Source organism: Limisphaera sp. VF-2, from assembly GCF_049537125.1.
Classification (GTDB): Bacteria; Verrucomicrobiota; Verrucomicrobiia; order Limisphaerales; family Limisphaeraceae; genus Limisphaera.
Genome location: NZ_JBMVQY010000001.1, coordinates 1,473,823 through 1,499,275, shown reverse-complemented (window position 1 = coordinate 1,499,275; position 25,453 = coordinate 1,473,823). Strand labels below are relative to the sequence as shown.

The 25,453-nt window shown below is 65.5% G+C and carries 22 protein-coding genes; 15 read left to right on the top strand and 7 right to left on the bottom strand.

The window, feature by feature from the left end; all coding sequences use genetic code 11:
• Positions 1-25: 25 nt before the first annotated feature.
• Positions 26-1,333 carry a glutamate-1-semialdehyde 2,1-aminomutase gene (gene hemL, locus ACPDIT_RS05440; protein ID WP_423442158.1) on the bottom strand — a complete coding sequence of 436 codons (1,308 nt, stop codon included), beginning with the start codon at positions 1,331-1,333 and terminating at the stop codon, positions 26-28.
• A 197-nt stretch (positions 1,334-1,530) separates the two neighbouring features.
• Here hemL and ACPDIT_RS05435 point away from each other — a divergent pair, with 197 nt between their 5' ends.
• From ACPDIT_RS05435 to ACPDIT_RS05390, 10 genes are all read left to right on the top strand, one after another.
• Positions 1,531-4,065 (top strand): GH116 family glycosyl hydrolase, encoded by a 2,535-nt coding sequence (locus ACPDIT_RS05435; protein WP_423442157.1) that lies wholly within the window; start codon positions 1,531-1,533, stop codon positions 4,063-4,065.
• A 354-nt stretch (positions 4,066-4,419) separates the two neighbouring features.
• Entirely contained in the window at positions 4,420-5,469 is a 1,050-nt protein-coding gene (gap, locus tag ACPDIT_RS05430; RefSeq protein WP_423442156.1) for a type I glyceraldehyde-3-phosphate dehydrogenase, read from the top strand.
• A gap of 323 nt (positions 5,470-5,792) precedes the next feature.
• Positions 5,793-6,527, top strand: coding sequence for a MotA/TolQ/ExbB proton channel family protein (locus ACPDIT_RS05425; protein WP_423442155.1), 735 nt, complete (start codon positions 5,793-5,795; stop codon positions 6,525-6,527).
• 22 nt (positions 6,528-6,549) lie between these two features.
• Positions 6,550-6,966: an ExbD/TolR family protein gene (locus ACPDIT_RS05420; protein ID WP_423442154.1), complete on the top strand. Its 417-nt coding sequence runs from the start codon at positions 6,550-6,552 to the stop codon at positions 6,964-6,966.
• Positions 6,963-7,802 (top strand): energy transducer TonB, encoded by an 840-nt coding sequence (locus ACPDIT_RS05415; RefSeq protein WP_423442153.1) that lies wholly within the window; start codon positions 6,963-6,965, stop codon positions 7,800-7,802. The genes ACPDIT_RS05420 and ACPDIT_RS05415 overlap by 4 nt, the downstream gene beginning before the upstream one ends.
• Positions 7,799-8,980 (top strand): biopolymer transporter Tol, encoded by a 1,182-nt coding sequence (locus tag ACPDIT_RS05410; protein WP_423442152.1) that lies wholly within the window; start codon positions 7,799-7,801, stop codon positions 8,978-8,980. The genes ACPDIT_RS05415 and ACPDIT_RS05410 overlap by 4 nt, the downstream gene beginning before the upstream one ends.
• Before the next feature lie 22 nt (positions 8,981-9,002).
• Positions 9,003-9,602 carry a peptidoglycan-associated lipoprotein Pal gene (gene pal, locus ACPDIT_RS05405; protein WP_423442151.1) on the top strand — a complete coding sequence of 200 codons (600 nt, stop codon included), beginning with the start codon at positions 9,003-9,005 and terminating at the stop codon, positions 9,600-9,602.
• 232 nt (positions 9,603-9,834) lie between these two features.
• The gene (locus ACPDIT_RS05400; protein WP_423442150.1) at positions 9,835-10,113 is read left to right on the top strand and encodes a Sec-independent protein translocase subunit TatA/TatB; all 279 of its coding nucleotides are present in this window, start codon (positions 9,835-9,837) and stop codon (positions 10,111-10,113) included.
• 32 nt (positions 10,114-10,145) lie between these two features.
• Positions 10,146-11,150, top strand: coding sequence for a twin-arginine translocase subunit TatC (gene tatC, locus ACPDIT_RS05395; protein WP_423442149.1), 1,005 nt, complete (start codon positions 10,146-10,148; stop codon positions 11,148-11,150).
• 501 nt (positions 11,151-11,651) lie between these two features.
• Positions 11,652-12,869, top strand: a complete 1,218-nt coding sequence (locus tag ACPDIT_RS05390; RefSeq protein ID WP_423442148.1) for a type II secretion system F family protein — start codon at positions 11,652-11,654, stop codon at positions 12,867-12,869.
• 81 nt (positions 12,870-12,950) lie between these two features.
• Here ACPDIT_RS05390 and ACPDIT_RS05385 read toward each other — a convergent pair whose 3' ends face one another.
• Entirely contained in the window at positions 12,951-14,306 is a 1,356-nt protein-coding gene (locus ACPDIT_RS05385) for a glutamate--tRNA ligase (RefSeq protein WP_423442147.1), read from the bottom strand.
• Between the two features lie 562 nt (positions 14,307-14,868).
• Between ACPDIT_RS05385 and ACPDIT_RS05380 the strand changes: the two genes are divergently transcribed.
• The 4 genes from ACPDIT_RS05380 to ACPDIT_RS05365 all read left to right on the top strand — a co-directional run bounded on the left by ACPDIT_RS05380 (position 14,869) and on the right by ACPDIT_RS05365 (position 18,932).
• Entirely contained in the window at positions 14,869-15,708 is an 840-nt protein-coding gene (locus ACPDIT_RS05380; RefSeq protein ID WP_423442146.1) for a type II secretion system protein, read from the top strand.
• Between the two features lie 300 nt (positions 15,709-16,008).
• Complete coding sequence (locus ACPDIT_RS05375; protein ID WP_423442145.1) at positions 16,009-16,740, top strand: tetratricopeptide repeat protein; 732 nt, start codon at positions 16,009-16,011, stop codon at positions 16,738-16,740.
• 315 nt (positions 16,741-17,055) lie between these two features.
• Positions 17,056-18,117, top strand: a complete 1,062-nt coding sequence (gene argC / locus ACPDIT_RS05370) for an N-acetyl-gamma-glutamyl-phosphate reductase (RefSeq protein WP_423442144.1) — start codon at positions 17,056-17,058, stop codon at positions 18,115-18,117.
• A complete protein-coding gene (locus tag ACPDIT_RS05365; protein ID WP_423442143.1) occupies positions 18,114-18,932 on the top strand; it encodes a class I SAM-dependent methyltransferase in 819 nt (272 codons plus the stop codon). The genes argC and ACPDIT_RS05365 overlap by 4 nt, the downstream gene beginning before the upstream one ends.
• Before the next feature lie 7 nt (positions 18,933-18,939).
• Here ACPDIT_RS05365 and ACPDIT_RS05360 read toward each other — a convergent pair whose 3' ends face one another.
• From ACPDIT_RS05360 to rfbF, 5 genes are read right to left on the bottom strand one after another with little or no spacing between them, the layout of a single operon-like run.
• Entirely contained in the window at positions 18,940-19,839 is a 900-nt protein-coding gene (locus tag ACPDIT_RS05360) for an NAD-dependent epimerase/dehydratase family protein (RefSeq protein WP_423442142.1), read from the bottom strand.
• Complete coding sequence (gene rfbC, locus ACPDIT_RS05355; RefSeq protein ID WP_423442141.1) at positions 19,836-20,372, bottom strand: dTDP-4-dehydrorhamnose 3,5-epimerase; 537 nt, start codon at positions 20,370-20,372, stop codon at positions 19,836-19,838. Before rfbC ends, ACPDIT_RS05360 begins: the two co-directional genes overlap by 4 nt.
• 4 nt (positions 20,373-20,376) lie before the next feature.
• Positions 20,377-21,609, bottom strand: a complete 1,233-nt coding sequence (locus ACPDIT_RS05350) for a methyltransferase domain-containing protein (RefSeq protein ID WP_423442140.1) — start codon at positions 21,607-21,609, stop codon at positions 20,377-20,379.
• Positions 21,606-22,727 carry a CDP-glucose 4,6-dehydratase gene (gene rfbG / locus ACPDIT_RS05345; RefSeq protein WP_423442139.1) on the bottom strand — a complete coding sequence of 374 codons (1,122 nt, stop codon included), beginning with the start codon at positions 22,725-22,727 and terminating at the stop codon, positions 21,606-21,608. The genes ACPDIT_RS05350 and rfbG overlap by 4 nt, the downstream gene beginning before the upstream one ends.
• Before the next feature lie 4 nt (positions 22,728-22,731).
• Entirely contained in the window at positions 22,732-23,505 is a 774-nt protein-coding gene (rfbF, locus tag ACPDIT_RS05340; RefSeq protein WP_423442138.1) for a glucose-1-phosphate cytidylyltransferase, read from the bottom strand.
• 440 nt (positions 23,506-23,945) lie between these two features.
• Between rfbF and ACPDIT_RS05335 the strand changes: the two genes are divergently transcribed.
• Positions 23,946-25,373, top strand: coding sequence for a hypothetical protein (locus ACPDIT_RS05335; RefSeq protein WP_423442137.1), 1,428 nt, complete (start codon positions 23,946-23,948; stop codon positions 25,371-25,373).
• Positions 25,374-25,453: the final 80 nt, after the last annotated feature.

Genomic DNA, 25,453 nt, shown 5'->3' with positions numbered 1-25,453 from the left:
GGACAGGGGACCGGGCGCCGGCATGTTACAAGGTTTTCAAGACCGCTGCGGCCGCGCGGACGGTGCTTTCGATTTCCGCGTCCGTATGAGCGGTGGAGAGGAATCCGGCTTCAAAAGGCGACGGAGCCAGGTAGATGCCGGCTTCGAGCATGCCGTGGAAGAAACGTCGGAACCGCTCGCGATCGCTGCGCAGGGCGTCGTCCAGGTTCCAGACGGGTTGGGAAGTGAAATAGAGGCCGAACATGGAACCGCAGCGGTTGAGGACCAGGGGAACTCCGGCCATTTGGGCGGCCTGACGCAATCCTTCTTCGAGTTGGGCTCCCAACTGCTCCAGCCGCTGGTAAACCGGGTTGGTGGCCGGGGGATGGGTTTCCACCCCCAACTCTTCCAGGGCGGTGATCCCGGCGGCCATGGCGAGCGGGTTGCCGCTGAGGGTGCCGGCCTGATAGACGGGCCCCAGCGGCGCCAGATGATCCATGATTTCGGCCCGACCGCCAATGGCCCCCACGGGCAGTCCGCCGCCGATGATCTTGCCGAGGGTGGTCAGGTCCGGTCGAATGCCGAAGCGTTGCTGGGCTCCGCCCGGGGCCAGGCGAAAACCGGTCATCACCTCGTCAAAGATCAGTAGGGCGCCTTCTTTTTCAGTGATTTGACGGAGAAACTCCAGCCAGCCGGGCCGGGGCAGGAACAGGCCGGCGTTGCCGGCCACGGGCTCGAGGATGATGGCGGCGATCTGTCCGGGGTAGGCGGCGAAGGCCGCCCGGACGGGTTCGGTCTCGTTGTAGGGCAGCACCAGCGTGTGTTTGGCGAAGTCGGCCGGGACGCCGGCACTGTCGGGATGGCCGAAAGTGAGCGCGCCGCTTCCGGCCTTCACCAGGAGCGAATCGACGTGGCCGTGGTAACAGCCGGCGAACTTGATGATTTTGTCCCTGCCGGTGAAGCCGCGGGCCAACCGGATGGCGGTCATGCAGGCTTCGGTCCCGGAATTGCACAAGCGGACTTTTTCGATGGTCGGAACGCTGCGGCAGATGAGCTCGGCCATGCGGACCTCGGCGGGGTTGGGGATCCCAAAGCTGGTCCCGCGCGCCGCGGCCGCCTGAACCGCGGTGACGATGCGCGGATGAGCGTGTCCGAGGATGGCCGGGCCCCAGGTCAGCACGTAATCCACATACTCATGACCGTCCACATCCCACACGCGGCATCCGGCGGCGCGCTCCACGAAGAACGGGTTGCCGCCCACGGCGCGGAAGGCGCGTACGGGCGAGTTGACCCCACCGACCAGCCATCTTTGTGCCGCGGTGAACAGTTCATCGGATCGGACGCGTGATCGCATAGCGAGCGCCAGACTACCCGTGTCGGCGGCGCAACTCCACGCCGAAAGGAGGTGCCGGCCGGCGCGGCGACTGAGTTGCCTCACCCAACAGGACCGGTATTCCGGACTTGCGCCCCCCGGCTGCGTCGGGGTAGAGAGCGACCGGACCAGTTTCCAAACAACCGCCAACCAACTGCGAACCCTGCGTGCTTGAGCTTATGGCTTCACGTGTGACCCCTTCCGCGGCCCGCGGCATGCGCCGGCGGGAATTCTTGAAACTGGGCGCAGCCGGCCTGGGGGCGACCGGCGTTCTGGCAGGTGCCCCGGCAGGATGGGGCGCGGCGCAGCCGGTGGCGCGTCGGCCGGACCGGCAGGCGGGTTGGACGCTGGTTTACGAAGGGGAGCGACTTCGTCGTGTGGCCTTTCCCCTGGGGGGCTTTGGCGCGGGAATGCTCTGTTTGGAGGGGACCGGCGCCCTGTCGCATGTGTCGCTGCGGCATCGGCCGGAGATCTTTCATGAGCCGGTCACGTTCGGCGCCGTGTGCATTCGCGGGGAAAAGCCGGTTGCGCGGGTATTGGAAGGGCCGGTGCCGGACTGGAAAAAATTCGGGCAGCCGGGCTCGGGCAACGGGGCGGCGGGCACGGCGTTTGGTCTGCCACGGTTCCGGGGGGCCCGGTTCGAGGCGCGGTTTCCCTTCGCCAGGGTGACCCTGTGGGACGCGCAGGTGCCCTTGCGGGTGCAGATCACGGGTTGGAGCCCGTTCGAGCCGGGGGATGCGGACGCCTGCAGTCTCCCCGTGGCCGCGTTGGAGTATCGGTTTATCAACCCAACGCGTCGGCCCCTGGACGTGGTGTTCAGCTGGAGCGCGCGGAATTTCATGGCCGTGGGACGGAATCCCCACGCCGTTCGAGCGGTGCCTGGCGGCTTTCTGTTGGAAGGGATCGCGCCCAAGGAACGAGGGTGGGAGTCCGGCGCCTTCACCGCCACGGTGGACGAGCCGGAGGTGCATGTGAACCATGCATGGTTTCGCGGCGGTTGGTTCGATCCGCTGACGATGGCCTGGAAGGACATTGCGGAGGGACGTTGCGTGGACCGGCCGCCGGTCACGGACGGCACACCGGCGCCCGGCGCCACGCTGTTCGTGCCGTTTCGACTCGAGCCCCGAGCGACTCGCACCGTTATCCTCCGGTTTGCCTGGTACGTCGGCGAGACAAACCTTCGCTACGGACGCGACCCCGAGGGTGCACCGCCCGTGGATCCCTACAGGCCGTGGTACGCCGCGCGGTTCAGCGGCATCGGCGAGGTGACGGAATACTGGCGGCGGCACTACGCCGACCTCCGCGAACGGTCGCAACGGTTCAGCGACTGTTTTCATGCCTCGACCCTGCCGCCCGAGGTGATGGAAGCTGTGGCGGCCAACCTCACCATCCTGAAGTCCCCCACGGTGTTGCGGCAGGCCGACGGACGGCTGTGGGCGTTCGAGGGCTGCAGCGACAACAGCGGGTGTTGCCACGGCAGTTGTACGCACGTCTGGAACTACGCGCAGGCCATCCCGCACTTGTTCCCGGCTTTGGAACGCACCCTGCGCGAAACGGAGTTCGGCCCCTCGCAGGATGAACGCGGCCATCAACAGTTTCGCAGCAACCTGCCCATCCGGCCCACGGTCCACGATTTTCATGCCGCCGCCGACGGACAGTTGGGCGGGATCATGAAGGTGTATCGCGAGTGGCGCATCAGCGGGGACACGGAGTGGCTGCGCCGGCTCTGGCCGCGCGTGCGCCAGTCGTTGGAGTATTGCATCGCGACCTGGGACCCGCACCAGCGCGGCTGGCTCGAAGAACCGCATCACAACACCTACGACATCGAGTTTTTCGGACCCGACGGGATGTGCACGAGCTTTTACCTGGGCGCGCTGCGGGCGGCGGTCGAGATGGGGCGGGCGTTGGGGGAGGAAGTGCACCGCTACGAAACCCTGCTGGCGGCGGGTCGCCAGCGCATGGAAACCGAGCTGTGGAACGGCGAGTACTTCATTCAAAAGGTGCAATGGTCGCCGGGGGCGGTGCTGCCGGGGGCCGACTCGCCCGAGGCGGCCGAACTCATCCGGCGCGAGGGGCCGAAGTACCAGTACGGCACCGGCTGTTTGTCGGATGGTGTGCTGGGGGACTGGCTGGCGCGGATGTGCGGAGTGCCGCCGGTGCTCGACGAGGCCAAGGTACGCCAGCACCTGCTGTCGGTGTACCGTTACAACCTGCGGGAGGATTTGACGGATCATGCGAATCCGCAGCGGCCGAGTTATGCCTGCGGTGCCGAGGGCGGTTTGCTGCTCTGTACCTGGCCCAAAGGAGGCATGCCCTCGCTGCCGTTTGTGTATTCCAATGAGGTCTGGACCGGGATCGAATACCAGGTGGCCTCTCACCTGATCCTGCTGGGCCATGTGGCCGAGGGCTTGCACATCGTGCGCACGGCCCGGGCGCGCTATGACGGCCGGGTGCGAAACCCGTTCAACGAGTACGAGTGCGGCCACTGGTACGCGCGGGCGTTGTCGAGTTATGGCCTGTTGCTGGCGCTGAGCGGGGCCCGATACGATGCGGTCACGCGAGTGCTGCATCTGCGTCCGCGGCTGCGCGGGGATTTTCAATGTTTCATCGCCACGGCCACGGGCTACGGCCTGGTGGGTGTACGCCGCGGGCGGCCCTTCCTGGAGGTGCGCGGCGGGCGCATCGACGTGGCCGAGATCAGGCTGGAGCGATAGAGCGACCCGGACCAGGGCATTGCGGCAGGGCGCAACGCCCCCCGGGCCGCCGGCCCGGCGATTGGTGGGCAGGGACCGCGGGGTGGCGACGGCGCGGGGAGACAACCCCCAGCGCCCGGCGGACCTTTCGAGTCCGGGCGCCGGAGTCGTGGGTCCCAATCCCCAACCGACCCCCGGACCTCTTTGAAGCGTCCGGGCGGGTGCGAAGGCCGGACTGGGCTGCCTGGTTCGCCGGGACGCGCGGCCGGCGACACAGGGGTGGACGAGGAAAAGCGGGTTGACCGGCGCGGTTCGTCGGCTAGCATGCTTGCTTAAGTTTCTGGCAAGGACAACAAGGAAGACAAAACGAAACCTATGGCAGTCAAAGTTGCGATCAACGGATTCGGCCGGATTGGACGGCTGGTGTACCGCGCGCTGGTGGAGCAGGGCATGGTGGGCCGGGACATTGACGTGGTGGCGGTGGGCGACATTGTTCCGGCGGACAACCTGGGCTACCTGCTGAAGTACGATTCCACCCAGGGGCGGTTTCAGGGCACCATCGCCTCGGAGAAATCCAGCCCGGACCGGCCGGATGACGACATTCTCATTGTGAACGGCCACCGGATGCAGGTGGTGAGCGCCAAGGATCCGTCGCAGTTGCCGTGGAAGGATCTGGGGGTGGACGTGGTGATCGAGGCCACCGGCCTGTTCACGGACGTGGAGAAGGCCAAGGGTCACCTGACGGCCGGGGCCAAGAAAGTGATCATCACCGCGCCGGCCAAGGGGGATTGCCTGACCGTGGTCATGGGGGTCAACCATGACAAGTACGACCCGTCCCGACATCACATCGTTTCCAATGCTTCCTGCACCACCAACTGTCTGGCGCCGCTGGTGTACGTGTTGCTGAAGGAGGGCTTCGGCGTCGAAGAGGGCCTGATGACCACGGTCCATGCCTACACGGCCACGCAGAAGGTGGTCGATGGCCCCAGCAAGAAGGACTGGAAGGGCGGCCGCACGGCGGCGATCAATTTGATTCCCTCCAGCACGGGGGCGGCCAAGGCGGTGGGTCTGGTGCTGCCCGAGGTCAAGGGCAAGCTGACCGGGATGGCGTTCCGGGTGCCGGTCCCGACGGTGTCGGTGGTGGATCTGACCGTGCGCACGGTGAAGGAGACCAGCTATGCCGAGATCAGCGCGGCCATGAAACGGGCCAGCGAGACCTACCTGAAGGGCATTCTTGGTTACACCAACGAGGAGGTGGTCAGCACCGACTTCATCCATTGTCCGTTGTCCTCGATCTACGATGAAGGCTCGGGCATTGAACTGAACAAGCGCTTCTTCAAGCTGGTGAGCTGGTACGACAACGAGTGGGGCTACAGCTGCCGCGTGGGCGATTTGCTCAAGCACATGATCCAGAAGGGCATTTGACGCGGGGCACACCCACAGCCTGCGATCCGCCGGCGGTCCCCCGGGGCCGCCGGTCTTTTTTCCTCCGGGCCGGCCGGAGATTCGGAAAGGGGGCCGGGGCAGTCGGAGTGTTCCGGACGGGCGGTTTGAGAGGCTGCTCCGCCCGGGCGCGGCATGCTGAGGCGGCGCGTGCGAAAAGCCTTGGCATGGGCGGTTCGGCAGCGGTATCAAGTGCGCCGTCCGAATCGTTCGGATCTCGCCCGTGAAGATCCGGACCGTCGTCACGTTCCGCCCGGCGCATCGGTTCCTCTACGACCTGGAGCGGTAGTGAAGGACGTGTGGGCATGAAAGAACCCCTTTTTTTTGCAGCTGCGGTGGCGCGACCGCTGTCCACCGAGTGGGAGCTGGTTTACATTTGGAGCCAGGCCCGGCCCGAGGGCAAGGTCATCATCATTTGCCTGTTCCTGTTTTCGATCATGGCCTGGTCGGTCATGATTTCGAAAGCCCTGCAGATGCGGCGGGCGCGGAAGCTCAATCAATATTTTCTGTCGGCCTTTCGATCGCAGAAGCGCTTGTTGGAGTTGTTCGATCGGCGCGTGGAGGCGGAGGGATGCCCTTTGTTTGTGGTGTATCAGGCCGGTTGTGCCGAACTGGATGCACGCCTGCGGGGGGCCGATGGGGAAACGCGGCGCCGGCATGTGTCGCTGAAGGGCATGGAACATGTCAAACGCGTCCTCGAGAATGCGGTGGCGCAGGAGGCCTTGAAACTGGAATCGGGTTTGATTCTGTTGGCCATTGCGGTGAGCGGGGCCCCGTTTCTGGGGCTGTTGGGCACGGTTTGGGGCGTGATGAGCACCTTTGCCGGCGTGGCGCAGCAGGGCACGGCCACGCTGACGGCCATGGCGCCGGGGGTGGCGGCCGCGCTCATCACCACGGTGGCCGGTTTGTTGGTGGCCATTCCCTCGATGTTTGGTTACAACTGGCTTTTGCATCACCTGCGGGTGCTGACGGTGGAGCTGGACAATTTCGCCCAGGAGCTGGCGTCGAAGATGGAAACGGAGTTTTTGGCCGAGGATTGATGCGGGGCCGGAGGAGCCTGCCATGCGCCGGTTCAGTCAACGAACGCACCTGGTCACGCTGAGCGAGATCAACATCACGCCCTTGCTGGATCTGGCGTTCGTGTTGTTGATCATCTTCGTAATCACGACCCCGTTGCTGGAGCAGAGCATTCCGTTGAAACTCCCGGAGGGCGGGCAGCCGGACCGGCCGCTGGATCCGCGCCAGGTGCGCACCGTGGAGATCACCGCCCAGGGCGTGTATTATCTGGACCGGAGGCCGGTGCGACTGGATCAGCTGGAGGCGCAGTTGGCGCAGGAGTTTCGCGTGAACCCGAACCTGGTGGTGTACATCCGGGCGGACGAAAGCGGGCCGTATCGACATGTGGCGGCCCTGTTGGACCGGTGCCAACGGCATGGGATCACGCGGTTTTCGCTGCGGACCGAACCGGTACGACGATGATGGATCGGTGGCAAAGGCGCGGTTTGATCGTGTCGCTGGTGCTGCACGCCCTTTTGGCGGCAGTGCTGGTGTTCGGACCCGCCTTCCGGGCGCGGGGTCCGTCCGTGCCGGATTTGCCGATCCTGGAGATTCTGCCGGCGCGGTTGGTGGACGAACCTTTCTCGGGCGGCGGCCAGCCGAGGGCGCAGCCTCCGCCGCCGGCCCCGCCGGTCCCCGAGCCCCAACCTCCCCCACCCCGGCCTGCGTCGCAAACTCCGGTTCAGCCATCGCGGCCGACTTCCCCGCCGGAACCCTCGCCCAAACCTCAGCCGACGCCGCCCGCGCGGCGGTTGCCGGAGGTGAGCACCAAGCTGGTCACGCGGCCGCGGGCGACTTCCCAGGCAGAACGCAGTGTTCGCGACGCGGCGGCGGAGCAGGCACGTCGCGAGGCCGAAGCCGCGGCCCGCGCACGCCAGGAGGCCCTCAATCAGGCGCTCAGCCGCCTTCGCGATCTGGCCAGTTCCGGCGCCGAGGTGGCGGTGCCGGGTCCGGGGGGAGAGGCCTATGCGAATTACGCGCAGTATGTGAAGACGGTGTACACGCGGGCCTGGTTGGTGCCGCCGGACCTGGACATCGAGGATGCCACCGTAACCACGTCGGTGACCATTGCCCGCGACGGTACGGTGGTGTCCGCGCGCATTGTGCGCGGGTCGGGTCATCCCGCCGTGGATGCTTCCGTGCAGCGGACGTTGGAGCGGGTGCGCACGATCGGGCGTGAGTTTCCCGCGGGGGCCAGGGAGGACCAGCGGACTTTCACCATTCATTTCAATCTCAAGGCGAAGCGTTTGACCGGATGAAGACACGCACGAACCAGGGATGGTGCAGTGGGTGGGGGCTGGCCGTCTTGTTTTGTGTGACGGCGGCAGCCCAGGAGATCGAAATCCGCAGGGAGTTGTTGTGGCAGCCGGGGACGGCCCGGCCCGTGCCGATTACCCTGACCGGATTCGAAGGGGAGGTTGCTGCGGTGTTGCGGTTCGATCTGGAGGTGGCGGGTTTCCAGATCGTCGGTCCCGATGCCGCCCAGTATGAGTTGCGGGGGAATCGGACGGGGACCGGGTTGCAGGGCACGCTGGTGGATCGGGTGTCGCAGGCGGCGTTGTTTGCCCGTGCGTACAGTGGGGCCTCGTTGCGTCAACAGGCGCATGCTCTGGCGGATGATGTGGTGTTGGCAGTGACGGGTCGGCCCGGGATTGCGCAGACGCGGATTGCCTTCAAGGTGGAGAGCGGGGGGACCAGCGAGATTTACGTCAGCGATTATGACGGGCATGGTGCCCGGCCGGTGACGCGGGACCGGAGTCTGGTGGCTGCGCCCTGTTGGGTGCCGGGTCGGCCGGTGCTCTACTACACCAGCTATAAAAGTGGCAGTCCGGATATTTTGCGGCATGACCTGACGACGGGGCAGCGCCAGGTGGTGGCGGCTCATCCGGGTTTGAATACGAGCGCGGCCATTTCACCGGACGGTCAGCGCATGGCCATGATCCTGAGCAAGGACGGGGCGCCGGAGCTGTACGTGGCCCGAGCGGACGGCAGCGATTTGAAGCGCCTGACGTTCAGTCGAGAAGACGAGTCTTCGCCGACGTGGTCGCCGGACGGGCGCTGGATCGGCTTTGCCACCCGCCAAGCCGGGCGCCGGATGCTGGCGCGGATTTCGCCGGGTGGTGGGGAGCTTCAGCGGATTGGGACGGCCGGGGTGGCCAATCCGTCCGAGCCGGACTGGTCGCCGGACGGTAAATGGATTGCTTTCACCGCACAAATGGGGGGGTTCGAGATCTGTGTGGTGCCGGCGGAGGGCGGGGCCGCCACCGTGCTGGTCAGCGGGGAGGATCCTTCCTGGGCGCCGAACTCGCGCACGTTGATTTTTACGAGGCGACAGGGCGATCGGCGCGTCCTGTCTTTGCTTGACGTGGCCACCCGGCAGGTCAAGGATGTGGCCCGGGTTTCGGGTAACAGTTCTCAGCCCAGCTGGGCGCGGTAGGTCGGCTTTGAACCAAACACACATGAAAACGGCGAAATTTTTGCAGATGGGGGTGGCGGCCCTGGTACTGGTGGTCGCGGTGGCGGGCTGCAAGCAGAATCCGGCAGGGATCACACCCCTGCCCCCGCCGGCCCGGGTGGGGCCGAGCGAACCGGCGCCCGGTGGGATCATTGGAGGGCCGGTCGGGCCCGGGGTGACGGAAACCGAGCTGCCCAGTCCGGTGGGTACTCCGTTGCCGCCACGAGGTTCGTACGACGGCTGGCCCGAAGACCGGGAGACCTTCAAAGCGCAGACCGTGTACTTTGACTTTGACAGCTCGGTGATCAAGACCTCGGAGCGGCCCAAGATTGACGTGGTGGCCGCCCACTTGAAGGCCAATCCCTTCCATGCCGTGAAGGTGGAGGGCCACTGCGATGAACGGGGCACCGAGGAGTACAACCGGGCCCTGGGAGAGCGACGGGCCCTGGCGGTGCGAGAGGTCCTGCTGGCCGCGGGCATTGCCCCGGAGCGTATCGTCACCATCAGTTACGGGGAGGATCGTCCGGTGGACCCGGGACACAACGAAGAAGCGTGGCGGAAAAATCGTCGGGCGGAATTTGTGTTGCTGACGCCGCCGCGGTGAGTGGGGAAAGGGCGGGGTTGGCCGCGGGGGGCCGAATGCGGTTGCCCCTTTACAAGTGGCAGGGTTGATCTAGAGTGCGTCCGGGGACGCAGAACGGTCCTGCACCTTCCCATTCGTGCGGAGGCTTGCAGGGCGGCTTCGCGTCGGACTCAGCAAGGGCAACGCAGAGCGAACAGCAGAAACCGGGTCGCAGGCAAAGGGAAAGCACGGTGCAGATATGACGAACGGGATCATGTTGGCGTTCCTTGGATGGCCCGAGATTGTGGCCATCCTGGCGATCGTTTTGCTGCTGTTCGGGGCCAAAAAGCTGCCGGAACTGGCCCGCGGCCTCGGCAAGGGCATTCAGGAGTTCAAGAAAGCCACGCAGGATGTGCAGAGCGAGCTGGAGCGGGCGATCGAGGAACCGCCTCCGCCGCCCCGGCCGGTCCCGCCGCCGACTCCGACTTCCACCTCCGGTCCCGCCTCTCCGACTTCGCAACCGACACAACCGCACAACCCGCCCACGGCTTGAGTCCGGGCAACTGTTGGTGCTGACAGGCTGCGATGGCCGACGAGGCAGACGAGACGTTTTACGACGAGGAGGAAAGCGAAGGAGGTCCGGTCAAGCCCTTTCTGGAGCATCTGGAAGACCTGCGCTGGACACTGATCAAGGTGTTTACCTCCTTGGCGGTGGCCATGCTGGTCTGTCTGGTTGCAGGGGATCATCTGGTGCGGTTTTTGACCTACCCGCTTCAGGCGGCGTCGCGTTTCTACACGCCGCCGCCGGGTTCGCTGGTCACCGTCCATTGGGGCACCAATGTGCTGGCGCGGCTGGACCGATCCACCCTCGGCCAATGGTTACCCGGTTGGTCGACGAACGTGCAGGCCCTGAACGTGGTGCCCATGCACGTGAACGGCCAGTGGGTGCTGGCGCTGCAGCCCGAGGCGCAGTCCCCCGTGCCCGAACAAGATCCGTTCGTCCTGCTGAAGAACTACAGCCCGATCAGCGCCTTCATGGTCGCCATCAAGTTGGCGTTGTACGGAGGGCTGGTCCTGGCCCTGCCGTTCATGTTGTACTTCATCGGACAGTTCGTGTTGCCCGCCTTGAAGGTCCACGAGAGACGTTTCGTGCTGCGCGCGCTGGGCGTCGGGGGCTTTCTGTTCCTGCTGGGGATGGCCTTTTGTTACTTCGTGATGTTGGAGGTGGCGCTGGGGGCGACGGTGCAGTTTTCCGCCTGGTTGGGGTTTCGTGCCGACGAGTGGCGGGCCGAGGACTACATCACCTTTGTCTGCATGTTCATGTTGGTGATGGGCGTGAGCTTCGAGTTGCCCATCGTCCTGCTGGCCCTGGTGAAGATCGGGCTGCTGGATTATGAAAAGCTGCGCAACTTCCGACCCTACTGGGTGGTGGCGGAGCTGGTGATTTGTGCGTTCCTGACTCCCTCGGGCGATCCGTTCACGATGTTCCTGATGGCCATTCCGGTGCACATCCTTTACGAGATCAGCACCCTCATTGCCTGGTGGTGGGCGCGCCGGGAACGGCGTCTGCAGGCCACCGGCGCGGAATGACCGGCCGGAAAGGGGGTTGACGGCGGCCGCGGCCGCGGGATGGCCCAGGGCCCGGGGACCCGAACTCGAACCTTGCCGGTTTTGGTGGGACAGCAGAGAGGCCCGACGGATTTGCCTCGATGCAGCCCTCCTTCTGTCCATTGTTTGGACGGAGCTGCCCAAGGCCTGAGGGAAAAAAGTGCCGGTCGAAGCAGCGGCCCGGAGCGGCTTGCAGCGGGACCGGCAGGATTTCCTGGCGGGCGAGGTTCTGCTGTTTTTGCGAGGAAATGCTCCCCCGGCTGCGTCCGTGGCTTCCTGTGGCTTGCACCCCGGAGAGTCGAAAAGGCTGCGTGGCGTTCGCACTCCGAACGAACGGCGGCCAGCGTCCTGCACACAAGCGGGTTGGAACGCGGGTTGCTGCGTGAGCTGACACTGAAGCGACGTGTCTAGTGCCCCGCGGCCGGGCGTGACTCGGGTCGGGCCTGGCCCGGGGCGGAGACTTGCGCAGACGAAAGACCCGTTATGCCGGCGTATGTGTACGTGGCCCGGGACAGTGTGACCGGGAGGGAAGTTCGAAGCGTGGTGGAGGCAGCCTCGGAGCAGGCCGCGATTGCTGCGTTGCTGAACCGGAACCTGTTGGTGCTCTCCATTCAGGAGCGCGTGGGCAAGAAGGGGCGCACCGCCGGGGGACGCGTGGCGTTGCAGGACCTGGTGTTGTTCACGCGCCAACTTGCCACGATGATCGACGCGGGCTTGGCGATGGTGCAGTCGCTGCAGGCACTGGCGGAACAGACCACCAACAAGGTGATGCGGGATGTGATCCGGGACGTTTGTGCCCGGGTGGAGAGCGGCGACAGTTTTTCCGAGGCGTTGCAGAAGCATCCCAAGGTGTTCAGCCGCCTGTACGTCTGCATGGTGGCGGCCGGGGAAAAGGGCGGGTTGCTGGCGGAGATTCTGGCCCGTTTGGCCACCTACCTGGAGAACACGGCGCGGCTGCGCAAAAAGGTCAAATCGGCCATGATGTACCCCACGGTGGTCACCATTGTGGCCATCCTGATCACGATCTTCCTTCTGGTGAAGGTGGTGCCGGTATTCGGCGAGATTTACAGCAGCTTCGATGCGAAACTGCCGGGCCCCACCCAGTTCATGATCGATCTGAGCCAGTTTGTGAAACGCTACATCCTGCTGTTGCTGGTGGGCGGGGTCGCGCTGGCCTATGGGTGGTTGCATTTCATCAAGACCCCCGTGGGCCGGCGCTTTTGGGACGCGTACCGGATTCGCATGCCCATCTTCGGGGTGTTGGCCCACAAGATCTGCCTGGCCCGGTTCACGCGGACGATGGCCTCGCTGATTCGCAGCGGCGTGCCGATTCTGGAGGTGCTGCAGATCGTGTCGCAGACGGTGGGCAACGTGGTGATGGAAACCGCGATCAAGGCCGCCGCCGTGGACATCGAGCGGGGCGAGGGCATTTCGGCCGCCCTGGCGAAGCACCCGGTGTTTCCCGCCATGATCATCCGCATGATGACCGCCGGGGAACAGACCGGCAAAATCGACAACATGCTGGAGCGGGTGGCCAACTTCCTGGACGAGGAGGTCGAGACGGCCCTTTCCGGCCTGACCTCGCTCATCGAGCCGATTCTGATTGTGTTTCTCGGCATCGTCATCGGCGGGATGGTGATCTGTATGTTCCTGCCGATCTTCAAGATGTCGGAGATCGTCAGTGGCACCGGCCGCCGTTGAGCGGGGCGAGCGACCGGAGACCCTGCGGCGCGGGGCGACGACCCTCCGGCAGAGAAGGTGGGAAGAGGAGCCGGGCCGAATTTACCCCGCCAGCTCCGGTCGGGCCAGGGCGCGATCCAGCCGTTCCAACACCCGGGACCGACCCAGCACTTCCATCAGGTGGTACAGGCTGGGACCGGCGGTGCGCCCGGTACAGGCCAGGCGGAGTGGGTGCACCAGCACGGCGGGTTTGACCCCCAACTCGGCCGCCACGGCTTTCAGGGTGGACTCCAGCGTGGTCGCATCGAAGGCGGGTGCATCCGCCAGGGCTTGTCGCAGCCGGCGCAGTCGGGGCCCGTTTTCGGGCACGAAATGTTTCGCCGCCGCTTCCGGGTCGTAGTCCACGACGTCCCGGAAGTAGAATCCCCCGTAGTCCGGCAGTTCGCAGAATCGTTTGATCTTGCCGTAGCAGGTGTCCAGGGCCGCCTTGACGTAGGCAACCGGGTACCGGGTCGTGTCCAAGCCTGCCCGGGCCAGCGCGCGCACCCCGAGTTCATAAAACCGTTCCACGGGCAACTCGCGCATGTATTCGCCCTGCAACCAGAGCAGCTTCTCGGGGTCGAAGCGCGCGTTGTGCCGCAGGACCTGGGGAAGGTCGAATCGCTCGATCAGTTCGGGCAGGCTGAGCTTTTCGCGATTGTCCTTGGGAGACCAGCCCAGCAGGGCCAGGTAGTTGACCAGGGCTTCGGGCAGGTAGCCCTCGTCGCGGTAAAAGTGCACCGCAGCACCCCGGTCGCGTTTGCTCATCTTGGAGCCGTCGGGATTCAGGATCAGCGGGATGTGGGCGTAGTGCGGTGGCTTGACCCCGAAGGCTTCGAACAGCGCGATGTGTTTGGCCGTGTTCACCAGGTGATCTTCACCGCGAATCACGTGGGTGATGCCCATCTCCAGATCATCCACCACGTTCGTGAGGTGGAAGACGGGCTGCCCGTCGGATCGCAGAATGACAAAGTCCGGGTCTTGTTCCTCCCGATCGGTGAGGCGGCGCACGACCTCTCCGACGATCAGGTCCCGGATGACCACCGGCTCGCGCTTCATGCGGAACTTGACGGCGCCGTCCTGTTCGTAGGCCAGGCCGCGGGACAACAGGGCTTCCACACGCTGCAGGTAGAGGTGCTTGCGCTGGCTCTGGAAGTAGGGTCCGCGATCCCCCTTGCAGGGGCCGGTGGCCTCGCCGGTCAGGGGCCCCTCGTCCCATTCCAGGCCCAGCCAGCGCAATCCGTCGAGGATCACCTCCACGGCCTCCTGCGAGTTGCGGGCGGCATCGGTGTCTTCGATCCGCAGGATGAAGACGCCGCCGTGGTGCCGCGCAAACAGCCAGTTGAACAGGGCGGTGCGCGCACCTCCGATGTGCAGGTACCCTGTGGGACTCGGTGCGAATCGGACTCGTACCTTCATCGGGGCGATTTAATCATGCCGGCCCCGGGGGCACACTTCGAAAATCGGAGCTTTTGAGCGCGGTGAAGTGCTGCGCCCCGGTCCCCTGCGCAATCAGCGGCTCAAGAGGTTTCAGGCGCTCTGCGGCTCCCTGCGGGGCAGCACCCGCCGGGGGATGCACCGCCCGGGGACAAATCCCGGCCCGCTTGTGCACCGGCTGTTGGTGCGGTGAGCTACAACATTACGGTCGAAAACGACCGCAGGTTCGATGGCCAGGGGTGCCCTTGGCATCCGATGCGGGCCCGAGCCTGCCCGCGTGCCTACCCGCCGGTGACGCACACGTCGGCACCACGCAAAAACGCAGTTCTTTCGGTTCAAACGCCTCGCGACCCGGCTTCCGCAAGGGTCACATCGGGGGAGGTCCAGACCCCGGTTCCCCATCCGACCTTCCGTGGTGACTCCCGCGCCAACGGACAATTGGCGAATACGTTCGCCTTTTGATCGAGCAAAATCTGGCATTGACGGCTGGCCGACGTGGGCTAAGGTTGGCTCGGTGACCCCGCAGGCAGGTCACGCGCGAACCATGTCAATGCAACCGGCCAACAGCCCGGACCGCCGGTGCCGCAGGGCGGCCTTCACCCTGCTGGAATTGTTGCTGGTCATCGGCATCCTCGGCGGTTTGACGGCCCTGCTGTTTCCGGCCCTGGTGCGGGCCCGGCAGCAGACCCAGGCGATTGCGTGCATGAACAACAGCCGTCAGCTTGCGCTGGCCTGGCAGATGTACGCGGACGATCACGACGGGGTGTTGGTGCCCAATCTCCACGGTTCGGAGACCCGCCGCGGCCGGAATCCCAACAACTGGGTGAGCGGGTGGATGGATTGGACCAGCAGCAGCGACAACACCAACACCACTTTCCTAACCGATCCCTATTATGCGCGGCTGGCTCCCTACACCATGCGATCGGCCCGCCTTTACAAGTGCCCGGCCGATCAGTACCGCAGCCGCCAGAACCCGGGCCCGCGCGTCCGCAGCATTTCCATGAACGCGGCCCTGGGCGCGGGCAACAAGACCAATTTCGCCGGTTGGGTGCCTCCCTTCTTTTTTGCCCTTCGGCTGACGGACATTCAGACACCTCCGCCGGCCCTGGCCTGGCTCTTCGTGGATGAGCATCCCGACAGCATCAATGACGGCTGTTTCTTCCTGAATCCCTGGCAGAGCGGCAGCGACGCCTCCTGGCGCGATCTGCCGGCCAGTTATCACCGCGGCGCCGCCGGGTTTGCCTTTGCCGACGGACACGCCGAAATCAAAAAGTGGGTGGACCCGCGCACGCCGCAGCCGGTGCGGATGGGGGACTTCCCGGGCCTGGCCGTCCCTCACAGCGAGGACTACGAGTGGATGGCGAATCGGACGCCTCGCCAGTAGGCGCGCCCGGAGCCGTATTGGGCCGGTTTCTGACGGATCCGGGGTTTTTGGTTCGAACGCGTTTCTCCGGCTGCTTTTGGCCTTGCAAGTGCGGGGTGCATCCTTTTGCCGCGGACACGATGCCCGGTTCATCGAGTGGACCGGCCCGGGCCGGTGTGGGCAGCGTGGGAGGGAGATGGCCGGGCCCTCCACGGGCTTGAAATCGGCGGGGCGATCCCTATCGTAAAGTTCGCCGGACCGGGCTGAGGCGATCGACACGCCCCCGCTCCCGAACGGGTCCGGCCCGGCGCCTCGACGATCATGCCCAAACGGGCCAAAGTCTGGTTGTCCATCGAGCAAGTCCGGCAGGCTGCGGAGGCCGGCGATCCGGAGGCGCAGTGCTATTACGCCATCTGCTTTCAGACGGGCCACAACGTGCCGGTGGATCATCGCGAGGCCGTCAAGTGGTTCCGGCGTGCGGCCGAACAGGGCAACGCCACGGCGCAATGTTACCTCGGGTACTGCTATCAGACCGGTCAGGGCGTGGATCCGGATCCGGTGGAGGCGGCCCGATGGTTCCGGGCCGCGGCCGAGCAGGGGGATCCGGCCGCCCAGTTCAATTTGGGCGTTTGTTACGAGACGGGCAGCGGGGTTCCGCAGAGCGACGAGGAGGCATTCAAGTGGTATTTGGCGGCGGCGGAAAAGGGCGAGCCACAAGCGCAGTTCAATGTGGGGGTGTTTTACGAACAGGGGCGCGTCGTCAAACAAGACTATCGGCAGGCGGTCAAATGGTACCGATTCGCCGCCGAACAGGAGTGTGCTCCGGCCCAGTGCAATTTGGGCCTGTGTTACGAATTGGGACGCGGCGTGCCGCAGAACACGGATGAAGCGGTGCGATGGTTCATTCGGGCCGCGCGCCAGGGCGACAAGACTGCGCAGCACAACCTCGGGCTTTATTACGCGCGCGTGGAAGCGATTCCGGACCTTGACGACCCGCGTTTGAAGGAACTCTGGAGCGGCTCGGGCGAGGGTGGCTCGGAAAGCGGTCAGTGATCTTCCGGTTTTCTCGGCCGCGGGCGAGCGGGTCCCTGCGGTGCTCACCAGGCTGTTTGCCTGTTGATTCTGAGAACGACGCGTGGTGGGGAGCTGTTCGCTTTTCAAAACCTTCCCCGGCTTGCGTGGCGATGACTCCGGCGGGTTGGGACCCTGGGGGACGCTTACGGGGGAGCTCGGCGTGCGTCAGAGTGTCAGTCGATGGACCCGGGGCTTCGGGCGGTCAGAAGGGCCGAGGGGACAAGGCTGGAAGGGAGGGGCCACCGCAGCATTGAATCCGGACCGCACGCTTGGTTTGCTGGGCCGGTACGGGACATGAAAACCAGACGGGTAGCCATAGTGGGAGCGTCGGGGTACTCCGGCGAGGAACTCGTTCGACTGTTGTTGGGGCATCCGGGGGTGGAGCTGGTGGCGGTCACGTCGCGCCAATACGCCGGCCAGACCCTGGCCCAGGTCTTTCCACGGTTTGCCCACCTGGCCCGGGCTCGTGAGTTGCTGTTTCAGGAGCCGGATGTGACCCGACTGGCGGCGGAGGCGGAGGTGGTCTTTTTGGCACTGCCGCACGGGGTCGCGGCCGAATTTGCCCGGCCTCTGCTGGAGGCCGGTCGGGTCGTGATCGATTTGAGCGCCGACTTCCGATTGCGAGATCCGGCGGTGTACGAGGAGTTTTACGGACACGCCCATCCCGCGCCGGAGTTGCTTTCCCGGGCGGTATATGGCCTGCCGGAGCTTTACCGGGAGGCCATTCGGCAGGCCCGTTTGATCGCCTCGCCGGGCTGTTATCCGACGAGCATCCTTCTGCCCCTGGTGCCGTTGCTCAGGGCCGGACTGATCCGGTCCGACGGGATTGTGGTGAACTCGCTCAGCGGGGTGAGCGGCGCGGGCCGAAAGGCCGAACTGGAGTATTTGTTCTGCGAATGCGCCGAAAGCCTGCGGGCCTACGGTGTGCCCAAGCACCGGCACCTGTCGGAAATCGAACAGGAGCTGTCCCTGGCGGCGGGGTCCCGGGTGACGATCCAGTTCACGCCCCATTTGGTGCCGGTGCGGCGGGGCATCCTGACCACAATCGTAACGACGCCAACCGCTCCGGTGGGCACCGCCAGCGAGGTCTTTGCGTTGACGGGACGGATCGCGGCTTGTTACGCGGATGCGTACGGGGCCGAACCGTTTGTCCGCGTCCTGGAGGGCAAGGCATTGCCGGACACGAAGAACGTGGTGGGCACCAACGTCTGCGAGCTGGCGTGGCGACTGGATGGGCGCACGGGCCGGCTCGTCCTGATCAGTGCCGAGGACAACCTGCTCAAGGGCGCCAGTGGTCAGGCGGTGCAATCCATGAACCTGGTCTGCGGATTCCCGGAGACGACCGGGTTGATGTGAATCCTGCGGTGCGGTGGGATCCGGCGGATTACGCCGCGCATTCGGCGATCCAAGAGGCCTGGGGGCGCGACCTGCTGGCTCGTCTGCCGTTACGCGGAGAGGAACGGATCCTGGACGTGGGTTGCGGCGATGGCCGGCTCACGGCCGAGTTGGCGCGTCGGGTGCCCCGGGGCTTTGTGCTGGGTGTGGATGCCGCCCCGGAGATGATCGCCTGGGCGCGGGCGCACCATCCGCCAGAGGCGCTGCCCCAACTGCGCTTCGAGCGTCGCGACGCGTGCGATCTGAACGGGCTGGGGCTTTTCGATCATGTGATCTCCAACGCCACGTTGCACTGGGTGACGGACCATTCTGCGTTCCTGCGTGCCGCTGCAGCCTGTCTGCGGCCGGGCGGCGGACTGTGGGTGTTTGCCAATGCACGGGGCAATGCGCAGGTCGTCTTCGAGGCCCTGTGCCGGGTGATGCGACGCAGGCCCTGGCGGGCGTGGTTCTGGCCGGTGCCGCGCCCCTGGGTGTTTCACGAGCCCGCCCGCTACGAGACCTGGCTGAGAGAAGCCGGCTTTGAAGGGATCCGCGTGGCCGAAGTGCCGCGGCTGGAGCGGTTCCCGGGCGCAGCGGAATTGGCGGCCTGGTTGCGGACGACGTGGCTGCCGTACACCCAACGGGTCCCGGAGCCCGTTCGAGCCCCGTTCATCGAGGCCGTGGTGGAGGAGTACCTCCGCCGTTGCCCGGTCGGGCCGGATGGGTCGGTCTCCGTGGCGATGAGGCGGCTGGAACTGGAAGCGGTTCGGCGGTGTGGGCCGGACCAGCCCGCGTAAGCACGAATCAGGGCGCCGGTAGCGATTCCAACAGCCGGGCCAAACCTTCGCGCAGGCCGACACGGGGTTGCCAGCCCAGTTGGCGCAGGCGAGTGACGTCGGCCACCACGAAGTCGAAGGGATCGGGTGCGGCCGGCTCGTTCCAGCGCAGCAGCTCGGGTCTGCCCACCAGATCCGCCGCGGTGCGCGCAATCTCCAGCACCGTGACGCCTTGGCCCGTGCCCCAATTGATCGGACCTTCGATCCCCGACTCCAGCGTCAGCAGGATTGCCTCGGCCAGGTCCGTGATGAAGATGTAATCCTTCCGACTCTGCGGCGTTTTGAGGGTCACGGGCTGGCCGCGGCGAAGCTGTTGCAACAGCCAGGTGCACAGACGAGCCGGATGTTCGCCCGGTCCGTAGGGATAGAACACCCGCCCCCAGACGAATCGCCAGCCGGATTCTCGGGCCCGGGCTTCCAGGGCCTCGCGCAGGGCGTTCTTGGCACGGGCGTACGGGGTTGTGGGGGCTATCGGCGTGTGGACTTCGGACAGCGGGGCGTGGGTGATCTGGTACTCGATGCATGTGCCCACGCCCACCAGGTGACGCGTACCCCGCTGTGCCAGCTCCTGGAGAAACGCCAGGCTCTCGCGGAAAAGCACCTCGTTCTCAGGCGAGTCCAGGTACACCCCCGGTGTGGCCACCCACGCGGCGTGCAGGCAGACCTCGGGCGCAAAGGTTTCGATGGCGGCCCACGGGGGGTCGGCCAGGGTTCCCTCCAGCCAGCGCAACCGGTCCGAAGGCGGCAGGTCCGCCGGCCAACGGCGCCCCGGCCGTTTCAATCCGGCAACCGTGTGGCCCCGGGCCAGCGCGGCGCGAACGCAGGCGGCCCCGATGAATCCGTTGGCGCCTGTGATCAACAGCCTCATGCAAGTTCGGCCAGCAAGGGCAACTGACGGTCGCGCTCGGACAGGATGGGGTCGGGCAGGGGCCAGGGGATTCCCAGCTGCGGATCGTTCCAACGCACGCCGCGGGCCAGCTCGGGCACGTAGAATTCGGACATGTGGTAGAAGACCTCGGAGTTATCCTGCAGGCACTGGAATCCGTGGGCGATGCCGCCGGGCACGTAGAGCATGCGCCGGTTTTGTCCGGTCAGTTCGAAGGCTTCCCACTGGCCGAAGGTGGGCGAGTCCCGACGCAGGTCCACCAGGACGTCCCAGATGGCGCCCACGGCGCACCGGATGAGTTTGATCTCGGGTTTGGGCTCGGCCTGGTAATGCAGGCCGCGGATGGTGCCGCGGCGGCGGGTCAGCGTGAGGTTGCATTGGGGCCAGCGGGTGTTGAGGCCGCGCTCTCCGAATTCGCGCTCGCAAAAGGTGCGGGCCAGGAACCCGCGTTCATCCTCGCGCGGTTCCAGGTCGATGATCCACACGCCGGGCAACCGTGCAGGTTGGAACTTCATACCGTCAGACCACGCGCACTTCGGGGACGGGAAGGATGAACCGACCGCCGGCCTGGCGGTAGGCGGCCTGCTGGGCCAGGATTTCATCCGCAAAATTCCAGGCCAGCAGCAGGGTGTAATCCGGGCGCTCCTCGAGCAATGCACTCGGCGGCCGGATGGGCAGATGCACTCCGGGCATGAGCCGACCCTGTTTGTAGGGGCTGCGATCCGCCACAAAGTCGAGGGTCTCTCTGCCGATGCCGTAGTAATTGAGCAGCGTGCTGCCCTTGGCCGCGGCGCCATACGCCGCCAGCCGTTGTCCGCGGGCTTTCAAGTCCCGCAACAGGCTGCAGAGCTCCGTCTTGAGCCGGGCCACGCGCCCGGCAAAACCTTCGTAGTACCCGAGCGAAGCCACACCGCGCTGCTGTTCATCCGCCAGCAAATCCGCCACGCTCCGGCTGACCGCATGGTCCCCGCGTCGGCCCGCAAACAACCGCAGCGACCCGCCGTGGATGGGGATGCGCTCCACATGAAAGATTTCCAGTCCATGCCGCTGAAACAGGGGGATCAACGGGGTGAGCGTAAAGTAAAAGACGTGCTCGTGGTAGATCGTGTCGAACTCGGTGCGTTCGATGAAGTCCACCCCGTAGGGAAACTCCAAAATGACCCGGCCGCCCGGCCGGAGCAACGTGGCCAGCCCGGCCACAAAGTCGTTGGTATCGGGCGCGTGGGCGAACACGTTGTTGCCCAGCACCAGATCGGCCGAGCGACCCTCGGTCACCAGGCGCCGTGCCAGGTCCAGACCGAAGAAGGCTTCCAGCGTCTCGATCCCTTTTTGTCTCGCCACTCGGGCGATGTTGGAGGCCGGTTCGATCCCCAGACACGGTACCCCGGCGGCCACGAAGTTTTGCAGCAGGTAGCCGTCGTTGCTGGCGATTTCGATGACGAAGCTGTGTCGACCGAGGTGAAACTCGCGGATGTACCGCTCGGCGGCCTGCCGTGCATGCTGCAGCATCGCATCCGAGAAAGACGAAAAGTAAAGGTACTCGGAAAAGAGGGTCACGGGCGGAACCAGGTCGGTGATCTGGAGCAGCCAGCAACGAGGACAGACCGCCAGGCGCAGGGGAAAACGGGGCTCCGGTTTGTCCAGGTCTTCGGGCCGCAGCAGGTTGTTGGCCAGCGGCTGGGTACCGAGATCGAGGATCAGCACCCGGTCCGGGGCCCCGCAGGAACGACAGCAGCGATCGGTCGTGTTCATGGGGTGCGTGCCCAGGCCAGTCCGAGCCGGTGAGCGTCGGCTTCGTAGGCGGCAATTTGTTCGAGGCTGAAGCCGGCCATGTCGGTGTGGCCGTCCACGTGCCGGCGCCGGTACCACCGCACGGTTTCCTCCACCGCCCGGGCAAACGTCCAGACCGGGCGCCAGCCCAGGAGCGCCGCCGCTTTCTCGATGGCCAGGCTCAACAGGGTTGCCTCGTGGGGGGCGGCCGGGTCAGAAGCGTCCACCCATTGGCCGGGCCAGTGCCGGAGCAGGGTTTCGACCAGTACCTGCACCGGCTGTTGGGCGGTGGGGTCGGGACCGAAATTGAAGGGACCGATGAGCGGGGAATCCGGCGGGGTCTCTGCGAGTCGAGCCGCCAGCCACAGGTACCCGCTCAGGCATTCTAGGACGTGTTGCCAGGGCCGCACGGCCCGGGGGCGCCGCACGGGAATGGGCCGGCCCTCCAACAGGGCTCGTACGCAATCCGGGACGATCCGATCCGGTGCGTAGTCCCCGCCGCCGATCACATTGCCGGCGCGCGCCGTGACCACCGGACCCAACCGGGGGTCGGGCCGGAAGAAGGAGCGGTACCATGCCAGGGCCACCAGCTCGGCCGCCGCTTTGCTCATCGAATAGACGTCGTGGCCGCCCAACGGGTCGTTCTCGCGATAGGCATACACCCATTCGCGGTTTTCGTAGCACTTGTCGCTGGTGACCACTACCGTGATGCACCGTTGACCGCACATGCGCACGGCCTCCAGCAGGTGCGCCGTACCCAGGGCGTTGGTTTGGAACGTTTCCAGGGGCTCCGCATAGGAGCGGCGCACCAAGGCTTGGGCCGCCAAATGAAAAACCACCTCCGGCCGAACCTGTCGCACCACGGCGACCACGGCCTCGGCCTGCCGGACGTCGCCCCTCGTCTCACTGGCGAAGGTCTCCGGCGGCAACAGTTCGTAGAGATTGGGTTGGGTGGGGGGCGGCAGGCTGAATCCGTGGACTTCGGCCCCGAGCCGCCGCAGCCACAGGCAGAGCCAGGCGCCTTTGAATCCGGTGTGTCCTGTCACCAGCACGCGTCGTCCGGCGTAAAACCCGGCAAACATTTCCGCCGACTCCTTCACGCCGTCACCAAACCTTCCAGGGGGCGCGCCCCGAATTCCACAACTGCGTCAGCAGTTGCTGTTCGCGGTAGGTATCCATGCACTGCCAGAATCCGTCATGCCGCCAGGCCGCAATCTGCCCCTCGGCGGCCAGTCGCTGCAGCGGCTCGCGCTCCAGCACGCAGTTGTCGTCGGTCAGGTATTCCTCGATGCGGCGGTCCATGACGAAGAAGCCGCCGTTGATGTAGCCGGTTTGTTTTTCGGGTTTTTCGTTGAAGGCGACCACGCGGTCGCCCTCGATCTCCAGGTCGCCAAACCGTCCCGTGGGATGGACGGCGGTGATGGTGACGATTTTCTTTTGCCGGCGATGGAAGGCGATGGAGGCGTTGATGTCACTGTCGGTCAGGCCGTCTCCGTAGGTGCAGAGAAAGGTGTCCTCTTTGATGAACCGGAGGGCACGTTTCAGGCGGCCTCCCGTCTGCGTGTGCAAACCGGTGTCCACCAGCGTGACCACCCAGTCCTCCTCGTCGTGCTGGTTGTGGTATTTGATGCGGGGCCGCGGTCCCAGCCGCAGCGTGACATCGCTGGTGAACCACTGGTAATTGCGAAAGTACTCCTTGATGATCTCCCCCTTGTAGCCCAGGCAGAGGATGAACTCCTTGTGCCCGTAGTGGGCGTAGGTCTTCATGATGTGCCAGAGGATCGGTCGATCCCCGATCGGCACCATGGGCTTGGGACGAAACTCCGTTTCTTCGCGCAGTCGCGTGCCCAACCCGCCGCAAAAAATCACCACTTTCATGGATGCTGCTGTTGCCCGCCCGAACCATTGTCGGGCCGGGGCACAAGGTTCAATACTCGCCGCCGCCCGGCGAAACAATCCCGGAAATCGCGCCGGGTCCGCAGGTGGCGGCCCGGTTGGCGCATGGTACCGCACGCAGGGCCACCGGGGCAAACCGCCTGCGTGAAAGCGCACCGACTGCCCGGCCACGGGACTCGCGCCCCATTCGGTCCATCCGATCGGGCGCACTCCATGGGAGAGCGGGCGTTCTGCCCGGGGGGCTCTGGCGGGCCGGATCTCCACGTGGCTCGGTCGGACTGTCTTGCGGCGGGCTCCGACCCGCTCCGCCCCGGGTAGCGCCGGCTTGACCCTGCCCCGGGGTCTCGCCTCCACTGAGCAACGTTCACATGGCAACCGCAGCCTCAGAGCCCGGGCCGGACCGATCCCGCTTGGCATTTTGGATGCGACGCCTCTGGCAGTCGGCCGTTGCCTGGTCATGGGTGATGAACGGCTTGCGCCTGACCGCCGGACTGGTGGTGTTGCCGTTGCTGGCCACGCGGCTGTCCAAGCCGGACTTCGACACCTACTTCGTGTTCCTCAGCCTGGCGGCCCTGGTTCCGATCCTGGATCTGGGGTTTTCCTCCAGCGTGGGTCGCGCCGTCAGTTACGCCATGGGGGGGGCCCGGCAGCTGCGCGCCCAGGGGTTCGTCCCCGAACCCGGTGCCGTCGGCCCCAATCGAGTGCTGCTCTGGCAACTCTTGCACACCACCCGGTGGTTGTACCGGCTGCTGACCCTGGGCGCCCTCGCCTTTCTGGCGGCCCTGGGGACCTGGGCCGTCAGCAAAGCGGTGGACAAGACCAGTTCCCCTGCCCTCACCTGGGTCGCCTGGGGCCTGACCCTGCTCTCCATTCTCTGGGAGATCTACAGCGGCTGGTGGAATGTCTTCCTGCGCAATCTGGATCGTGTGCTCAGCAGCACGCGGCAGGTGGCCCTGGCCCAGACCATCAAGATTGCCCTGAGTTGCGGTTTGTTGGTGGCGGGGGGCGGCTTGCTCAGCGTTCCTCTGGCGGGTTTGGTGGCGGCCTTGGTCCAGCGGTACCTGGCGCGGCGGGAAGTGTTGGCCATCTTGGGCCCCGAACCCGGGGGGACCGATTCCCGGACGGTGCGGGAGTTGATCGCGGTGCTGTGGCCCAACAGCTGGCGCGTGGGCCTGCAGCTCTTCAGCAATTACCTGGGCAGTCAGGCCAACACCCTGGTCTGCCTGCCCCTGCTCGGGTTGGCGGCCAGTGGTCAGTACGGGTTCACCTTGCAGCTCATCACCCTTTGCTCAAGTATGGCCCAGGTGTGGACCACCGTGAAATGGCCTTACCTGGGACAGTTGCGCGTCCGCCAGGATCTGCCCGCCATGCAACGGGTGGTCTGGCCCCGGCTGTGGTTGCAATATGCAACCTACCTCTTGTTGGCCGGCCTGGTGATCGGATTGGTGCCCTGGCTGTTGCAGGTGGCCCAACCGGACAAGAGCCTTCTGCCCATGCCATGGTTGGCCCTGCTGGCGCTGCACGGCTTTTTGGAGATGAATTACGTGTTCTGGGGCACCCTGATCAGCACGGAAAACCGCACCCCCTTCACCTGGCCCATCATCGTCTCGAATTTGAGCAGTTTCGTCCTGGTGTTGACGCTCTTGAAGACCACGTCGCTGGGCCTCGGGGCTCTGGTGTTGGCACCGTTGATCGTGCACGGTCTCTACAACCACTGGAAATGGCCGAGGGAGGGCGCCCGCAGCCTGGGAACCACGTTTTGGCGCTTTCTGCTGGGCGGTCCCGGCGGGGTGGACCGGGCCCCGCAAACTGCGAGTTGGACCACGGTCGGTGGACCGGACAAACTTTGATCGTAGATTGGCAAAAAACGGCAGGCCACCGGAGCGCCCTGGGGTAGGTTGAACCGTGCAGAGAACGGCATCCGCTGCCC

Coding starts and splice junctions, on each gene's coding strand:
- pal (WP_423442151.1), top strand. CDS start 9,003: ATGAAAACGGCGAAATTTTTGCAGATGGGGGTGGCGGCCCTGGTACTG.
- tatC (WP_423442149.1), top strand. CDS start 10,146: ATGGCCGACGAGGCAGACGAGACGTTTTACGACGAGGAGGAAAGCGAA.
- ACPDIT_RS05360 (WP_423442142.1), bottom strand. CDS start 19,839: ATGAGGCTGTTGATCACAGGCGCCAACGGATTCATCGGGGCCGCCTGC.
- rfbF (WP_423442138.1), bottom strand. CDS start 23,505: ATGAAAGTGGTGATTTTTTGCGGCGGGTTGGGCACGCGACTGCGCGAA.
- argC (WP_423442144.1), top strand. CDS start 17,056: ATGAAAACCAGACGGGTAGCCATAGTGGGAGCGTCGGGGTACTCCGGC.
- hemL (WP_423442158.1), bottom strand. CDS start 1,333: ATGCGATCACGCGTCCGATCCGATGAACTGTTCACCGCGGCACAAAGA.
- ACPDIT_RS05385 (WP_423442147.1), bottom strand. CDS start 14,306: ATGAAGGTACGAGTCCGATTCGCACCGAGTCCCACAGGGTACCTGCAC.
- ACPDIT_RS05375 (WP_423442145.1), top strand. CDS start 16,009: ATGCCCAAACGGGCCAAAGTCTGGTTGTCCATCGAGCAAGTCCGGCAG.
- ACPDIT_RS05435 (WP_423442157.1), top strand. CDS start 1,531: ATGGCTTCACGTGTGACCCCTTCCGCGGCCCGCGGCATGCGCCGGCGG.
- ACPDIT_RS05415 (WP_423442153.1), top strand. CDS start 6,963: ATGATGGATCGGTGGCAAAGGCGCGGTTTGATCGTGTCGCTGGTGCTG.
- ACPDIT_RS05420 (WP_423442154.1), top strand. CDS start 6,550: ATGCGCCGGTTCAGTCAACGAACGCACCTGGTCACGCTGAGCGAGATC.
- gap (WP_423442156.1), top strand. CDS start 4,420: ATGGCAGTCAAAGTTGCGATCAACGGATTCGGCCGGATTGGACGGCTG.
- ACPDIT_RS05380 (WP_423442146.1), top strand. CDS start 14,869: ATGTCAATGCAACCGGCCAACAGCCCGGACCGCCGGTGCCGCAGGGCG.
- ACPDIT_RS05390 (WP_423442148.1), top strand. CDS start 11,652: ATGCCGGCGTATGTGTACGTGGCCCGGGACAGTGTGACCGGGAGGGAA.
- ACPDIT_RS05335 (WP_423442137.1), top strand. CDS start 23,946: ATGCGACGCCTCTGGCAGTCGGCCGTTGCCTGGTCATGGGTGATGAAC.
- ACPDIT_RS05350 (WP_423442140.1), bottom strand. CDS start 21,609: ATGAACACGACCGATCGCTGCTGTCGTTCCTGCGGGGCCCCGGACCGG.
- ACPDIT_RS05425 (WP_423442155.1), top strand. CDS start 5,793: ATGAAAGAACCCCTTTTTTTTGCAGCTGCGGTGGCGCGACCGCTGTCC.
- ACPDIT_RS05400 (WP_423442150.1), top strand. CDS start 9,835: ATGTTGGCGTTCCTTGGATGGCCCGAGATTGTGGCCATCCTGGCGATC.
- ACPDIT_RS05410 (WP_423442152.1), top strand. CDS start 7,799: ATGAAGACACGCACGAACCAGGGATGGTGCAGTGGGTGGGGGCTGGCC.
- rfbC (WP_423442141.1), bottom strand. CDS start 20,372: ATGAAGTTCCAACCTGCACGGTTGCCCGGCGTGTGGATCATCGACCTG.